The sequence below is a fragment of the Pseudomonas sp. JUb52 genome (genome assembly GCF_004341115.1).
Taxonomy (GTDB): Bacteria; Pseudomonadota; Gammaproteobacteria; order Pseudomonadales; family Pseudomonadaceae; genus Chryseomonas; species Chryseomonas oryzihabitans.
In genome coordinates, this window is the sequence record NZ_SLYS01000012.1 from 16,876 (window position 1) to 31,714 (window position 14,839).

Annotated in this window: 16 protein-coding genes and 3 pseudogenes; 13 read left to right on the forward strand and 6 right to left on the reverse strand. The window is 60.6% G+C overall.

The genetic code is table 11. The features are described from left to right. Positions 1–342: 342 nt before the first annotated feature. The 5 genes and pseudogenes from EC839_RS18580 to EC839_RS18605 form a co-directional block, all read right to left on the reverse strand. A complete protein-coding gene (locus EC839_RS18580) occupies positions 343–1,959 on the reverse strand; it encodes a hypothetical protein (RefSeq protein WP_110778415.1) in 1,617 nt (538 codons plus the stop codon). A gap of 10 nt (positions 1,960–1,969) precedes the next feature. Then, positions 1,970–3,125: pseudogene (locus EC839_RS18585) on the reverse strand (tyrosine-type recombinase/integrase). 107 nt (positions 3,126–3,232) lie between these two features. Continuing rightward, positions 3,233–3,346: pseudogene (locus tag EC839_RS18590) on the reverse strand (hypothetical protein); the annotation flags it as partial. Beyond that, positions 3,339–3,773, reverse strand: a complete 435-nt coding sequence (locus EC839_RS18595) for a LexA family transcriptional regulator (protein WP_042133106.1) — start codon at positions 3,771–3,773, stop codon at positions 3,339–3,341. The pseudogene EC839_RS18590 and the gene EC839_RS18595, both read right to left, overlap by 8 nt. A gap of 379 nt (positions 3,774–4,152) precedes the next feature. Beyond that, on the reverse strand, positions 4,153–4,542 hold the full coding sequence (locus tag EC839_RS18605) for a hypothetical protein (RefSeq protein ID WP_132832960.1): 390 nt from the start codon (positions 4,540–4,542) through the stop codon (positions 4,153–4,155). A 552-nt stretch (positions 4,543–5,094) separates the two neighbouring features. Between EC839_RS18605 and EC839_RS18615 the strand changes: the two genes are divergently transcribed. From EC839_RS18615 to EC839_RS18655, 9 genes and pseudogenes are all read left to right on the forward strand, one after another. Beyond that, on the forward strand, positions 5,095–5,748 hold the full coding sequence (locus tag EC839_RS18615) for a methyl-accepting chemotaxis protein (RefSeq protein ID WP_132832961.1): 654 nt from the start codon (positions 5,095–5,097) through the stop codon (positions 5,746–5,748). 12 nt (positions 5,749–5,760) lie between these two features. Next, complete coding sequence (locus EC839_RS18620) at positions 5,761–6,513, forward strand: TIGR03759 family integrating conjugative element protein (RefSeq protein WP_132832962.1); 753 nt, start codon at positions 5,761–5,763, stop codon at positions 6,511–6,513. Beyond that, positions 6,498–7,076: a transglycosylase SLT domain-containing protein gene (locus EC839_RS18625; RefSeq protein ID WP_372237673.1), complete on the forward strand. Its 579-nt coding sequence runs from the start codon at positions 6,498–6,500 to the stop codon at positions 7,074–7,076. The genes EC839_RS18620 and EC839_RS18625 overlap by 16 nt, the downstream gene beginning before the upstream one ends. Then, on the forward strand, positions 7,073–7,573 hold the full coding sequence (locus EC839_RS18630) for an integrating conjugative element protein (RefSeq protein WP_132832963.1): 501 nt from the start codon (positions 7,073–7,075) through the stop codon (positions 7,571–7,573). Before EC839_RS18625 ends, EC839_RS18630 begins: the two co-directional genes overlap by 4 nt. Before the next feature lie 72 nt (positions 7,574–7,645). Next, entirely contained in the window at positions 7,646–7,954 is a 309-nt protein-coding gene (locus EC839_RS18635; RefSeq protein ID WP_132832964.1) for a hypothetical protein, read from the forward strand. A 2-nt stretch (positions 7,955–7,956) separates the two neighbouring features. Further along, positions 7,957–10,122 (forward strand): type IV conjugative transfer system coupling protein TraD, encoded by a 2,166-nt coding sequence (traD, locus tag EC839_RS18640; RefSeq protein ID WP_132832965.1) that lies wholly within the window; start codon positions 7,957–7,959, stop codon positions 10,120–10,122. A 40-nt stretch (positions 10,123–10,162) separates the two neighbouring features. After that, positions 10,163–10,909, forward strand: a complete 747-nt coding sequence (locus tag EC839_RS18645) for a TIGR03747 family integrating conjugative element membrane protein (RefSeq protein ID WP_058772447.1) — start codon at positions 10,163–10,165, stop codon at positions 10,907–10,909. Positions 10,910–11,017: 108 nt separating this feature from the next. Further along, positions 11,018–12,499: pseudogene (locus EC839_RS18650) on the forward strand (UvrD-helicase domain-containing protein). 39 nt (positions 12,500–12,538) lie between these two features. Continuing rightward, entirely contained in the window at positions 12,539–12,922 is a 384-nt protein-coding gene (locus tag EC839_RS18655) for a C2H2-type zinc finger protein (RefSeq protein WP_132832966.1), read from the forward strand. 41 nt (positions 12,923–12,963) lie between these two features. Here EC839_RS18655 and EC839_RS18660 read toward each other — a convergent pair whose 3' ends face one another. Further along, positions 12,964–13,275, reverse strand: a complete 312-nt coding sequence (locus tag EC839_RS18660; RefSeq protein ID WP_132832967.1) for a hypothetical protein — start codon at positions 13,273–13,275, stop codon at positions 12,964–12,966. Between the two features lie 149 nt (positions 13,276–13,424). On the opposite strand from EC839_RS18660, the gene EC839_RS18665 reads away from it, so the two are divergent. The 4 genes from EC839_RS18665 (at position 13,425) to EC839_RS18680 (ending at position 14,834) form a co-directional block, all read left to right on the forward strand. After that, positions 13,425–13,754, forward strand: a complete 330-nt coding sequence (locus EC839_RS18665) for a hypothetical protein (RefSeq protein WP_132832968.1) — start codon at positions 13,425–13,427, stop codon at positions 13,752–13,754. Between the two features lie 163 nt (positions 13,755–13,917). After that, positions 13,918–14,214: an RAQPRD family integrative conjugative element protein gene (locus tag EC839_RS18670; protein WP_256681086.1), complete on the forward strand. Its 297-nt coding sequence runs from the start codon at positions 13,918–13,920 to the stop codon at positions 14,212–14,214. 2 nt (positions 14,215–14,216) lie between these two features. Next, positions 14,217–14,450, forward strand: coding sequence for a TIGR03758 family integrating conjugative element protein (locus EC839_RS18675; RefSeq protein ID WP_256681085.1), 234 nt, complete (start codon positions 14,217–14,219; stop codon positions 14,448–14,450). 18 nt (positions 14,451–14,468) lie between these two features. Then, a complete protein-coding gene (locus EC839_RS18680) occupies positions 14,469–14,834 on the forward strand; it encodes a TIGR03745 family integrating conjugative element membrane protein (RefSeq protein WP_132832971.1) in 366 nt (121 codons plus the stop codon). Positions 14,835–14,839 lie beyond the last annotated feature (5 nt).

The following is a 14,839-nucleotide window of genomic DNA, read 5'->3' on the forward strand; positions in this document are numbered from 1 at the left end:
CCAACAAGCGTTGTGATTCCGCGAGCGACGGGCGGCTTTGATCCTGGAAGACCTCTTTTGAACCATGCATACGCGACGGACTTGCAATCGTCTATTAACTCAACTGGAAGGCTCGTATCCCAGCTAACGAATTTGCCGCTCTCGCCAACATTGGACTGATCGAAAAACGGTCGCAGATCCCACCGTGGATCTCCAAATCGACTCAGCACGAGAGTCTCGCCACTATCATTGACAATGGCGCTTATGATTATCGAATCGCGTTCAGACTTACCAAGACCCGAGGCAGTGACAGGCTGCGTAAAAAGGACGTCATATGCCTTTAGGGAAGCTTTGGAGTTTCGATTAACCGACAAGTGAATCACCTCGGATCTTTTTCATGAGCTTGATCTTGCTGATCCAGAAGGGATGAGGAGACTCTTCTGCCTTGGCCCTCGCCTCACCAATTAACGCTTGACTGAACTTGCGAGAAGTGAAGCGATCAATAAGTGCAATTATGCTGCTCTGTCGCTGCCGCCAAGCCTCCCATTCATCAGTTAAGAAGTACTCAATCTCAGCATGCAGAAACTGCTGATAGCTGAACAGCCGATACAAGTCTTCCAAAGTTCCCACAATCGCGTAACTAGGGCATGTCAGGCAATGAATGAACTTCGAGCAATGGGTGACCCCGTCTTTGGGGGCCAAGCTTCCGTAGAGACTATCCTTGCAGCCTCCAGGTGGCGTAGGGGTAACGTTGAGGCCTCGCAGCTGATCAGGGAAAGCCTCTCCAACGAAGATGGCCCCCTCGGTTTTGATCTCGTCGTTGATTTTCAGGTAGTGGTTATCAGCGACGCCTGGAGAATGCCCCATCACAGCAGAAACCTCTAAAAGGTCTCCTCCACTTAACTTCCAGAGCCTGCTCTCCATCGTCTTTCGAAGACGCATTAGATTGACGACCAGTGATTCACCTTTATCGTCCTTCAGAGAATGTCGCTCGCAAATACTTTTTGTTGATTGAAAAACAGATCCAGCACTGAGGCTGACGATTATGTGCTCGCGGCCTGGCTGGCCTGAGCGATAAAGCCAAATGTGAGACTTAAGTTCCTCTGGTGCCAGTTCAACCAAAGGAGCTGAAATGGTGAGTGCCTTGTTTACGACAGCCACGCCATCCAGTGGAATAGCGCTGTACTCGTCATGAATCTCAGTTTGTCTAATAGTCTTGCTCTGAGCACCTTTGCCGCGTCTCTTTACAGTGGTGAGTATCCTTAGATTAGGAATGAATGGATGAGGCTGCAGTGCGTCTCTAGTCATTTCCAGCAGCGGCGTGGTGTTAATTCCAGACCTGGCAGCGGTGATCAGGAACAGAACTGTCATAGCTTCTGCAGCATTTCCTACAAAGGTACTCTTGTGAATTGAAATTAGATCAGCCTTTAGCGCAGAAATAAGCCGCTGCATTTCCGCAAGCGTGAGAGGCTTCGTGTCGCCAATGGTCTTCGCATTGTTTGGAAATGGAATGTCAGGAAGCAAATCGTCGCGACTAGCCTCAATGAAGCCATATTCAATTAGACTAATAACCAATGACTTAAACGCGGTGTAACAGTTCTTCGCCGTCGTTCCGTTCGGGTATTTGAGCTTCAGCCACGAGACGAATCTCTCTAGATGCCGTTTTTCCAGGCTATTCGGAACCGAAGGGGGACTGTCTAAAGCGCCGCCTTTCAAGAACGCCAGAAAGTAGCGCAGCCCGTTGCTGGAGTACCCAATTAGAGTGGAAGTGGAGAAATTTCCGGAGTTCAACAGCGCTCTTATGACATGAGTGCACTGAACGGCCCATGCGTCAAACCCTACCCCCATATACTGCGCGTGATCAATCTTCCCAACCTTACGTGGATTTTTTGGCAAAAGGATCACAAGGTCATCTTCAATTGCTTCAAACCCTTTCGTGACCGATTGCATTTCGGCCTTATAGTTCTTCTTGCGAGCCAATGGTATTACCTCAAGCGCTTGGAGTAGTTCCTGTGAGGAACATCATGTCGATCTCGTCTTCATGGGCGAGGACGGACTGGGCCTCGAGGGTTGATTAGGTGCAGGTACACCATCGTTGTCTGGACGTCCGAGTGCCCCATCCTGTCGCGGACATAGAGCAGAGGCTCTCCTTGGAAGTCTCGGCTCTTCCTCAGCGCCCGGAGGGTATAAGTCCCATAGGTGTGGCGGAGCATGTGGGCCCGGACGTAGAAGCCACACTTGCGCTCATATGCCTTCATCACATCAACGATGGAGTCTTTCGAGTACTGCCTCCCTTGCTTGGTAAGCACCAGAGCGGTGGCGCGCTCATTTCCGGCCGCCTTGCGCACCTCACGCACATGAAGTGAGTACGACCACATGTCCTCCATCAGCGACCAGGGCACGTCGATAGTCCGAGGCCTGCTGTACTTGAGATACATGTCTGATGGGTCAAGGGCGACGCTGATCATCTGCCCAGGGCGTAGCCCCTTCTTGAGCCGAGGATTGAAGACGTACTTTTGAGGAAAGGTGCGTGCCTCGCAGGAGCGCAGACCAGTACGAACCATCAGGTGGAGCTGGATCCGGTGGCTTGGATCGGTGTCCATAGCAAGGCAAATCTTCGCCTGGTCTTTGGTCAGGAATTTGGTCAAGCGTCTACGCTCCCGCACCATAACCGAAGGCTTCTTGCTCTCGGTATTTGGCCGCGCTACGTGGCTGAGGAAACCGGCATGCGGTGTCGTCCTGACCCTGCGCTCACCAAACGGCAGTACAGCGATCAGATCGCGCTGCTTGGCCCATTGGTAGAACCTCACCACCAGACTCAGGCGCTTGTTTAAAGTGCTGGGGTCTAGCTCCAGCTCACTGCTCGACCAGTCGCGATACCGTGATAGGACACTCAATCCATCTGCCTGGCTCTCTTCGTTCCACGCGAGATCGTTCGCTTCAAGAAAGGCGAAGTAGTCAAAGAGACGCCGGCCATAGGCCTCCCACGTCAAGGGGCTTAGAGCCTCACCAGACTCAATCAAGGTGTGCCAGAGGAAAGACTGCGCCGGCTCCACTGGCCAACCGTCGGCGCCAATCAATAGCGGAAAGCCTTCAAAGGATCGCCCTGCTACGACAAGGTCTTTTGTTGCGAACACCAGCCTCATTTCACAGCCTTGCACACCAACCCAATGACTCCCTTTCCGAAGCTCTCATAGGCCTCTTCTCGGTGGTGCGGACTGTAGTTCATTTACTAACGGAAGCCACCCATCAGATCGTTGTTGCTGAGGACCACCACCGGCACGCCGTTGAGGTCAGGCCTGAACACTCGCTCACAGCTGCAGTAGAAGCTGTTGCAATCAATGAGCGCATAGACCTGGTCAGGCATGACCGAGGCGCCGCAGGCAATCGGTAGCGATGCCCCAGACCTCGAATTCGTCTTCTTCCCGTACAGGGATCGGTTTGTAGTGGCGATTGGCTGAGTGCAGCTCGTACTGGCCGCTGGCATTTCGCTGCAACGTCTTGATCAACGGCTCGCGGTTCAGCGCCGCGACCACAACATCACCTGGCACCGCTTCACGTGCCCGTGTGATGATCAGCAAGTCATTCGGGAAGATGCCGAGGCCCATCATGCTGTCCCCGGTAGCGCGGACGATATAGGTATGCGGGGCCTTGATGTTCAGCAGGTCATCAAGCGAGATGACCGACTCGAGATGGTCCTGCGCGGGAGATGGGAACCCGCAGGGGACACGGAAGAGGAAGACCGGTAGGGCTGTTTCAGACGGAGCCAGATTGGCGACAAATTCGATAGACATGGCAAAGCGAGCCTCCTTTCGTCAGACTGTGTATTTATACAGTTAGCAAAGGAATCGCTAAGCTGTCCATCTGACGTCACTCGTCGCCGACGACTGGATATATATACATGCCAAAAACAACACAGCGAGACCTGACTTACTGCACGCTAGCCCTGCTGCTTGCAATGCGAATTCACGGGACGGAAAGCGCCGTACGTGACACGGCCAGACGCTGTGTAAAGCTGCTTCCTAAGCGACAGCGTGACCTGATGCTGAACGTTGTTCAGGCTCAGTATCCCTTGGATCTCGTCCGCCATATCGCCCGAAACCTAGATGCATGACATGCCCATTTCGATGACAGGGGATCTCCTAGGCCAAGAGCTCTACCGATCCTGAACAGCTAGGCGCTTTCGAGCAGCTCCAGTAGCTCTTGCGCAGAGTTACACTGGGGCGAAAGCAGAACCTGCCGCACCTTTTCATATGCGCGAGCGGCTTGCTCATAGGGCAGGTGACTCTCGTGATAATGCCAGCCCGCTCCTGCCAGAGCTGCGCACTTCAACTGGCGTGCTGCACCCCATCCCTTCCAGCCTTCCCAACTGGGCTGTGATCTGATGACGCCTACACCCCGTCCAAGCTTTTCTAAGAAGCCGGTGTTGGCTTTCGCTTCAGCCTCAGCTAGCTCTGCGATCGCGCGTTCCACGTGTATATAGCTCGGGAGAGGCCCTTCAATTCGGTACATTTCTGTGGCCGTGATTGGCTCGATGTCGCGAAGCTCGTCTTTAAATCGCATTGCTCAACATCCTGCATAAAGAAGTGAAGGCATCTCGATAGCGACGGGAGACGAATCAGACTCCGTCGAAGCTAGCGATTCCGATCCGGAAAGGCTTCCATTCATTCTCCGGCGTACCAGGAAGGCAGATCGCCACGCTCACCTGCTGTCCAGCCTGTGGCTCCGCCGGCTTCATGGCCACGTGACGGTAGGGCGTATGGTCAGGGACCCACATAGTCGAGCTCTGGCTCCGGTGGTATTCCCAAATGCCGTACCCGTTCGAGGTACTCACCTGGCGCTCCAGATTGATCACGCCACCTTTTTCCAGCCGAATCACTAGCACCTTGGCAGCCCTCTCAGTCAAAGCGCGCATCATAACCTGCCTGCTCTCAGCCCCGGCCAAAGGGCGACCTATAGGCTATTGAACCCCAAAACCTAACCTCCTGAGACCTGGATAAGGTTTCCTACTGACCCCCTTCAGCGCTTCTGCGACCGTGCACGGCATCTTGTGCGAGGTCTCCTATGAAGCGCCCTTCCCTATCGCAAACGCTCGTCGCTACTGGCTTTCCCGCCTTGTCTGGTGCCTGCCTGTATCTCTACGTTGAGCTGTCCCATGTCAATCGCGACCTGAACGCCACAGCTGACCAGAACACGGTCCACGCCATCACCCAACGTCTGGACAAGATGCAGGACCAGATGGATGGCTTCGCTGGTGGCAAGCCGGTCCAGGATGCGGACTTCCGGGCCAGTCAGCAGGCGCTGTCTCAGCGTATCGATACCGCCCAGGCCATGCTGGTGGAGATCCAGCGCGCCAATCAGACCGCGCTGCAGGGCATGGCCCAAGCCGGCGACCTGGTCGTGCTCGAGGCCAAGCTGGAAGGCCTGCAAAACGACCTGGGAGATCTGCGCAAAAAAGCGGTGGAGCCCGCCAAGGCGCCGCCGCCACTGATCGTCCCTAAGCAGCGCAGCACCCCGGCGGTCGCGCGTAAGTCCGAGCCGGCCAAGCCGATCGAGACGCCTCCTCCCTTCACCGTGGTCGGCATCGAGTACCGCGGCGGTGAGCGCTTCCTCTCCGTCGCTCCGCCTGGCAGCACCCAGCTCAGCGAGCTCTACCTGGTGCGCCCAGGAGACAACGTCGGCGGCACCCGCTGGCGGCTTGCCAACCTCGACGACCGCCAGGCGCAGTTCAGCGTCGACGGCGCGACCCGCACCCTTTCCGTCAAGTAGTAGAGGTAACTCATGCGCCCCCAGTCCCCTCTCTTCCCGGCGAGCTTTGCGATCGCCCTTATCCTGCTCTCGCCATCCGCGTCGGCACTCACCGCGGACCTCATCGCCCCCCAAGTCTTCTTGGGCGAAACGGGTAGCGCTGAGCGCCAAAGCTCGGTCCAGCGTAACGACAGCGCCATCGCCCAGGAATGGGGCCTGAGCAGCCAGGAGTTCCAGCGCTACCGGACCCTGATGCAGGGGAGTCGCGGCGTCTACTCGCCCGGTCTGGATCCGCTCACCGCCCTGGGCATCGAGGCTCAATCCGATGCCGAGCGGCGCCGCTATGCCGAGCTGCAGGTCCGCGCCGAGGCGCAGCGGGTGCAGAAGGAGCTAGCCTACGACCAGGCCTACCGTGACGCCTGGAATCGCCTCTACCCGAACCTGCAGCCAGTACAAGCCGGCGGCCAGGCGGCGCCTCAAGCCAGCCCGGCAGTACGCGGCAATGGGCGGCTCGCCGTGTTCGTGACAGATAGCTGCGCCGCCTGCACCGAGCGGGTTAAGGCACTGCAGAGCGCTGGCCAGGCGTTCGACCTCTACCTGATTGGCAGTCAGAACGACGATGCCCGGATCCGCCGCTGGGCCGTGCTCGCCGGCGTCGATCCGGCCAAGGTGCGGGGACGGCAGATCACGCTCAACCACGACGCCGGTCGCTGGGTCCAGCTGGGCCTAGGCGGCGAGCTGCCGGCCGTTGTCCGCGAGGTGAATGGGCAATGGCTACGGCAATGATCAAGGCGCTCAGCGCCGGCGTGATCCTGCAAGCACTTGTGTTCGGCGCCCAGGGGTCCGAGACACCGCCGCCTGCCTATCAGCTGGCTGCCCATCAGGCGGGCATCCCCTCCGAGGTGCTGTACTCAGTGGCTCTGCAGGAGAGCGGCACCCGGCTCCGTGGCAGAGGCGCGCAGCTGGTCCCCTGGCCCTGGACGCTCAATGTCGCCGGCGCGGGCTATCGCTTCGCCACTCGCGCTGATGCCTGCACTGCGCTGCTGGTCGCGTTGAGCACAGCGGGCGCCAAGCGCGTCGACGTCGGTATCGCCCAGGTCAACATGGGCTGGAACGGCCATCGCTTCGGCCGCGGCGTCTCGCCCTGTGAGGCACTCAACCCCTACAAGAACCTGGAGGTCGCCGCGCAGATGCTTGCCGAGCTGCGCGCCCAGGGCGGCGACTGGATCAATGTCGCCGGCCGCTATCACCGTCCCGCTGGCGGCGCCCCCGCTGCCAAGTACCGGGAGCTCTTCGCCAAACACCTGAGCCGGGTCACCGGCGTCACCTTGCTGGCCTCGAACCCATGAAGCAGATCCTCTCGCTCCTCGCCCTGACCGTGACCCTACCGCTGGCTGCTCAGGCTGCCAGCCTCACCGTGATCGAAGACCGCGGCGGCGTCTCTGCCCTGCCCTACTACCAGAGCCTGAACCCGGAGCCGGTGCAGGCACAACGGCAAGCGCCGCTACCACAGCCTGCCCAGGCCTTGGGCTTCCCCGTTCGATCGCAACGGCTCACCCCCGGCACCGTCCAGGGCCGCGCACTCAATGCACCTGGCCTGCAGCCCTTTTTCCTGATCGGCGACGACGAGCTATCTCGCCAGTGGCTGGCCAGCCGTGGCGAGACTCTGCAGCGCCTCGGCGCCGCTGGCCTGGCGGTCAATGTGGCCAGCGCCCAGCGCCTGGCCGCGATCCGCAGCTGGGCCCCCGGGCTGGCCATTAGCCCCGTGGTCGGCGATGACCTGGCCGCCCGCCTCGGGCTCAGCCACTACCCCGTACTCATCACCCCAACCGCTCTTGAGCAATAGGAGATCCCAGTGCCCAGCTCTCAGACTCCACACTCAGCCGCTGCTAGTGCCCTGAAACAGGATTCTCCTGAGGTGAGCCCACCTCAGAACGAAGGCTTCGGTCATCACGTCACCTTCGGCCCAACACGGTCAGGTGCTTCGTTCTATCTGACTATGGTCATTCGTCTACCTGACCACGAAAAAGCACGCGCTGCCCTGGCAGGTGACGTCGAGGTTCTGGTCGATCTTCATGGCGGCGAGATCACCGGACGCTCAATGGATGATGAGATAACCCTCAGCGAACGCTTCGAAGCGGCACTTCCACCCGGTGAAGCCGAGGCGATCCGCAGGGAGCATGCCGCCGGACTGCCCTTGCCAGGCGCTGACGAGCTGGAGCGCTGACCATGGCCCGCAACCATGCCCTGGACACGCTGCTGCGGCCTGCAGTGGAGCTCTATACGGTGCAGGTGTGCCTGGCCATGGCCTTCCTGTGCGTGTTCGCGCCCTGGGCCGTCGCCCTGACGCCGCTGTTCGGCCTGGTCACGGCCGTCGCCTTTCTTGGCTTCGGGATCTACCGCTTGCGCCAGGCGCTGCGCGTGCTGCGCTACCGGCGGAATATTCGACGCCTGTCGTTCTACAGCATGACCAGCAAGGAGATCCCGGTCAGCAATGAGCGGCTATTCGTCGGCAAGGGCTTTCGCTGGGAGCAGAAGCACACCCAGCGCCTGGTCGATACCTACCTGCCGCAGTACGCGCCCTATGTCGAGCCGTCGGAATGGACCAACAAGGCGCGGCGCCTCGAGGCGCGCCTGGAGTTCGCGCCCTTCCCGCTCACCCTGCTGGCCAAGGCCACCGCCTGGGATAACGCGGCGAACCCGTTCCGGCCGCTGCCACCCGTGGGCGGTCTGCCGCGCCTGCATGGCATTGAGCCCGAGGAGCACGACGTCACCCTGCCGCTGGGCGAGCGAGTGGGTCACTCCATCGTCCTGGGCACAACGCGCGTGGGCAAGACGCGCCTGGCCGAGCTCTTCATCACCCAAGACATCCGCCGCAAGCGGCGCGGTCAGCATGAGGTGGTGATCGTCTTCGACCCCAAGGGCGATGCCGACCTCCTCAAGCGCATGTACGTCGAGTGCGAACGCGCCGGCCGGGCCAACGAGTTCTACGTCTTCCACCTGGGCTGGCCGGACCAGTCCGCGCGCTACAACGCGGTGGGCCGCTTTGGTCGGATCTCGGAGGTGGCCACCCGCGTCGCGGGCCAGCTGTCCAGCGAGGGCAACTCGGCAGCGTTCAAGGAATTCGCTTGGCGGTTCGTCAACATCATCGCTCGGGCCCTGGTCGCCCTCGGCCGGCGGCCGGACTACCTGCAGATCCAGCAACACGTGATCAACATCGAAGGGCTGTTCCTGGAATACGCCCAGAAATACTTCGATGAGCACGACCCCAAGGCCTGGGAGAAGATCATCTTCATCGAGAGCAAACTCAACGATAAGAACGTCCCCTTCAACATGAAGGGCCGACCACTGCGGGTCATTGCCATCGACCAGTACCTGAACCAGACCCGCGTGATGGATCCAGTCATGGACGGCCTGCGCAGCGCCGTGCGCTACGACAAGACCTACTTCGACAAGATCGTCGCCTCGCTGCTGCCGCTGCTGGAGAAACTCACCACCGGCCGCATGGCCGAGCTGATTGCTCCGGACTACCACGACGTCAACGACCCCCGGCCGATCTTCGACTGGATGCAGGTGGTGCGCAAACGCGCCGTGGTCTACGTCGGCCTGGACGCCCTTTCCGACACCGAGGTCGCCGCGGCCGTGGGCAACTCCATGTTCTCGGACCTGGTCTCGGTTGCCGGCCACATCTACAAGTACGGCATCGATGATGGCTTGCCCGGGGAGGCCAGCGGCAAGGTGGCCATCAACCTGCACGCCGACGAGTTCAACGAGCTGATCGGCGATGAGTTCATCCCCATGATCAACAAGGGTGGCGGCGCCGGCCTGCAGGTGACGGCCTACACCCAGACCCTGTCCGACATCGAGGCCAAGATCGGCAACCGCGCCAAGGCCGGGCAGATCATCGGTAACTTCAACAACCTCTTCATGCTGCGGGTCCGCGAGACGGCAACGGCTGAGCTGCTGACCAACCAGTTGCCCAAGGTGCAGGTCTTTACCGCCACACCGGCAAGCAGCGCGAGCGACGCCGTCAACGGCAAGACGGCCTTCACTTCCAACACACATGACCAGCTCAGCGCCACCAGCGTGCCCATGCTGGAGCCCGCCCATGTCGTGGGCCTACCCAAGGGCCAGTGCTACGCGCTGATCGAGGGCGGCAACCTGTGGAAGGTGCGGATGCCGCTGCCGGCGGTGGATCCGGATGAAGCGATGCCCAAGGACCTGCAGGAGCTCGCGGAGAAGATGCGCAAGGCCTACCAGGTGGGCCAGGCCACCGGCAGTGAGTGGTGGGAGGCTCCAGGCCAGCGCCGGGTCGCAGACGACCTACCCCTGGACCTGCAGGACGACTTCCGGCAGATGGCCCGAGGCGCCGCCGAGGAAGGAGACGCGGCATGACCGCCATCCATGATCATGACCACCCCAGAGGAGGCCGCTAATGGCCGACGTCGCCCAGCGTGCCCAGCAGCAACAGGTCAAGGAGCAGACCTTCATCGGGTCAGTGCTCAGCTTCCCCTTCCACTTCATCGGCGTGATGTTCCTGTCCCTAGGCGGCGCCATCCTGGTCGACTGGCTCTGCCTGTATTTCCTCTGGCCAGAGGCCGGCTGGCACCACGCCAAGGGCATGCTCGATCACGAACTGGCCTGGCTGTCCCAGGGTTTCCTGTCGAGCGTTGTGGTCCAGGAGCCCGGGCACACTGCGACCTGGCTGGTAGGGCTGCTCTATGACTGGCTGTTCGTGAAGACGGGTTTGGTCCACTGGTTGACCGGGATGCAGCAGCTGGCTGCCGCCGGCCCGCGCGGCGAGCTGGATCTGCGCTACATGGCCGCGCAGGGCATCACCACGGTGCAGACCTACGGCCTGTCCGCCCTTTTCACTGTGTTGGTGTTCTGCGTGCGCCTGGTGATCTTGGTGCTCGCCGTGCCGCTCTTCGCCATGGCCGCCCTGGTCGGCTTCATCGACGGCCTGGTGCGGCGAGACATTCGCAAGTTCAGCGCGGGCCGCGAGTCGAGCTACTTCTACCACAAGGCCCGCAGCACCATGTTGCCGCTGGCCCTGCTGCCCTGGTCGCTCTACCTCGCCTTGCCGTTCAGCGTGAGCCCGCTCCTGGTGCTGCTGCCGTGTGCAGCGCTGCTGGCCTTGTCGGTGAACCTCACGACCGCCTCGTTCAAGAAGTACCTGTAGCCGCCGGCCTGCTCCGCGGCCGCAACCTGGCCACAAGGAGCGCCCTCATGCCCATCAATATGCAGGGGTGGTATTGAATCCCTGTCCCAGCCGATCTGGAGTTACCCCATGCAGTGGACCCCTGAGCAAGCCCCCGCCATCGCGTCAAACGCCCGCAAGCTGCTGATCCAGGCTTTTGCTGGCACCGGCAAGACCACCACCCTGGTGGGCTACGCCAGTGCCCATGCTGACGTGAAGATGCTCTACCTCTGCTACAACAAGTCGGTGGAGATGGCGGCGAAGAATCGCTTTCCGCGCAACGTCACCTGCAAGACCGCCCACGGCCTCGCCTATGCCGTCTATGGCACCCAGTACCAGCACAAGCAGGCCGGCAACCTGCGCATCACCGAGGTCGCCCGGGTGCTGGATACCCAGGACTGGGAGCTGGCCAGGGACGTGGTCAACACCCTCAACACCTTCATGGCCAGTGCCGACATGGCCCTGGACGGTCGCCACTTCGCCCGCTACGAAGGCCGCGGCCTGACGCCGCTGCAGGAGCGACGGATCACTCAGGTGGTGGGCATGGCCATCATCGTCTGGAAGCGCATGATCGACCTGCAGGACGCCAGCGTGCAGATCACCCACGACGGCTACCTCAAGCTCTACCAGATGAGCCGCCCGGACCTGTCCAACCGCTTCGGCGCCATCCTGCTCGATGAGGGCCAGGACGTGAACCCGGTAATCGCCGACCTGGTGCAGCGGCAGCGAACCATCCAGGTCATGGTCGGCGATCGCCACCAGCAGCTCTACCGCTTTCGTGGTGCCCAGGATGCCCTCAGCGCGACCTGGATGGCGGACGCCGAGAAGCACTACCTGACCCAGTCATTCCGCTTCGGCCCGGCCGTCGCCCACGTGGCCAACGTCATCCTGTCGTTCAAGGGCGAAACGGTGAAGCTGCAGGGGCTCGGCCAGCGCACCCTGGTCAAACGCTCGCTGCCGGAGGACCTTGCACACCGGACTTGGCTGCATCGCACCGTCAGCGGCGTGATCGAGAATGCTCTGCGCCTGGAGAAACAGGGTGGCTATAGCATGTTCTGGATCGGCGGGATCGACAGCTACTCGCTGCGCGAGCTCGAGGACCTGTTCCAGTTCAGCCGAGGTCGCAATGACCTGGTGCAGCAGAAGAAGCTCTTGCGCGACTACCGTGACTTCGAGCAGTACCAGGAGATCGCCAAGGCCACCCAGGATCCAGAGATGCAACGCTCGGTGCGGATCATCGAGGCCTACTTCGATCTGCCTAAGCGCATCGAGCAGCTGCGGCGCTGCGCGGTGGCCAGCGAGCTGGACGCTACCGTGACACTGACCACGGCGCACAAGGCGTAGGGTCTGGAATGGGACTTCGTGGGGCTCTACGACGATTTCAGCGCGGATCCGCTCGCACCGGAGACTGACCGGGCCAGCCGCGACGATGAACTGAACCTGCTATACGTGTCAGTGACCCGGGCTATGCAGATCCTGGCGGTGAACTCGCTGGTGATCGACATCATGCAGCGGTACAAGGACCTCAACGGTAGCTATGCTAGAAGTCACCCTGCTGTAAATAGCAACTAGATCGCTTCCAAATACCGAACATGAACGAGGTTACCTGGTATGAGCGCTGTAACCTGTCGAATCTGTGGGATGTTGTATTCCCCTTCCGAACCAGCAGACGTTAGCTATCACAATGAAATACACGATCTGTATGCAGGAGGCGTTCAACCTCAGAAAGTCCGAGACTTCAGCAAGACTTTCGGCTGGGCAGTAGCGCACAACGATGGCGGCCTGGAACGAGCTCATAACGAATTTGACCCAGAGCTAGGAAAACTTGTCGTTGTCTTTTCGTGGTGGAGCCGTGCGTTGTACAACGGTGTGCCCAAGCGAGATTTCAATCAATTCATGGAAGCACATCTGGCCTTTGCAGACGCGCTGGTCTCAGGGGTCAACGAGACAGCCGCTAGAGCCGGCATACAGAAATGGGAGAGATTTGCAGGCTAAGTGATAGTAGGGCCAACAAGCACATCAGAAAGGTCAGTGCCTTAGAAGACGCCTTCAGACCGATGTTGGCTCTGCCTAATACGGTCACCTACCGCGCCAGCGATCTGCCGACGTGGTTTCTGTTTGTGCTTGAGGTACTCGGATCGGCACTGGTCGAACAGCTCGGCCGCAGCTTTCAGCAGAAGCTTGCCTTGCGGCAGAGTGATCCGGTCGAAGTCGAGCATGGCCAGTATGTAGCCTTCGAGCTGCCCGTACAGCTTGCCCAAATGACCCAGGCCCATGATGGCCATGGCATGAGTCAGGTCTCGCCAGCGTCGTTTGGCTACTTCGGGGAGAAACGCAATGTCGGTCATACGACCTCCCGTGATTTTTCTGATGACAGCATAGCCAGGCGGTTTGTTCGACGCCCTGATCGTAACCTCTTGAGACCCAGATACGGTTTCGCCTGGTGAGGCTGCAATGGCCACAGGACGATGGCCACCCCATCGAACTAGAGCCGCCCATGTCCCCTGCCCGCTTCGAATACCACACGGAATTCTGCCCCCTTACCTACCGCGTCCAAGAGCGCGGCTGGCTGATGTTCAAGCACGAACAGCAGACCGGCACCCCTGACGTCGCGGCCTTCCTGGCCGATCCGGAGCGGCAGGCCCGCCTGCAGGCTCTGGGCGCTGACGGTTGGGAATTGGTCAGCGTGCAGCCGGTGCTGGAAGGCCGCGCCCAGATCGGTCAGCAGACTGCCCAGGGCAACCAGGGGTGGGGCTTGGGTTACGCGGTGGCCACCGGCTTTCTGCTGTTTTTCAAGCGCCTCATCACCCCTTCAAAGATTCAGTAACCAAGCGGGTTTGCAACCTATTTGGGTGCAGTAATGGTTTCCCGCTGACCTCCTTGGTGGCCCTCGGCATCCTGTGCGGCATCAACCCGCTGCCTAGGGCCCCGCTGTGAAACTGTCCCCTTCCCCACGCAAGCCTTCCGCCCACTTCGGTCTCGTCAGTGGCCTGGTCGTCGTGCTCGGATTCATGGCGGGTCCCGCACTCGCCGCCGGCACGGCCAGCGAGCAGGCCAACGTCGACGTGATGATCCGCCAGCTCAATGCCGTCGAGGCGGTCGCCAGGCGCAGCGCCGAGTTGCCCAGCGACGGCAGCTCCCGCTACCACTTGGATTACAACCGGCTCGCCGCCGACATCGCCCGGATCCGCCAGGGCCTGCAGGACTACCTAGCCCCAAGCCGTGCTCAGCCGCGCGATGCGGCCGAGCTCTCCGGCCAGTACCAGCGTGAAGGCGCCCAGCCATGAGCATGACCGCCGCGCAGACCGCTGCCTTTCAGGCGGCCAGCGGCCTTACGCCGGCGGCCAGCAACACCTTCTGGCTATCGGTGGCCATGGCCGTCATCACCCTCTGGTTCGCCTGGCTTTCCATCAGCCTCTACAAGGGCTGGGCGAACCAGAACCTCAAAGCCGCCGCCGCCAAGGGCGCCCTCATTCGGGGGCTGCTCCTTTACTGCGTTCTGACCTTTCTCATTTTGCATTAACCCCTCGAGGAGAAATCCATGCTGTCCCTCAAACGTCTGTTCACGTCTGGCACCAGCGCCAGCTTTACTTCTGCGGTAGTCAGCCTGGCCTTGCTGCCGGGCGTCAGCCAAGCCGCCCTACCCAGCGCTCAAGCGCCCTCGCGCGGCGAAGGTTCCACCTGGCTCGAAACCCTCAAGAACTACGGCTACGACGGCTTCATGCTGATCGCACTGGCCCTGTGCGCCTTCTGCCTCATTGTCGTGGCGTCTCACGGTATTGGTGTCTATCACGAGATCCACACGGGCAAGAAAACCTGGAAAGACCTCGGTGCGACCGTTGTCGTCGGCGTGATCCTCATCGGCCTGGTGATCTTCATCGTCACCAAAGCCAGCGGCATCATGTAAGGCAG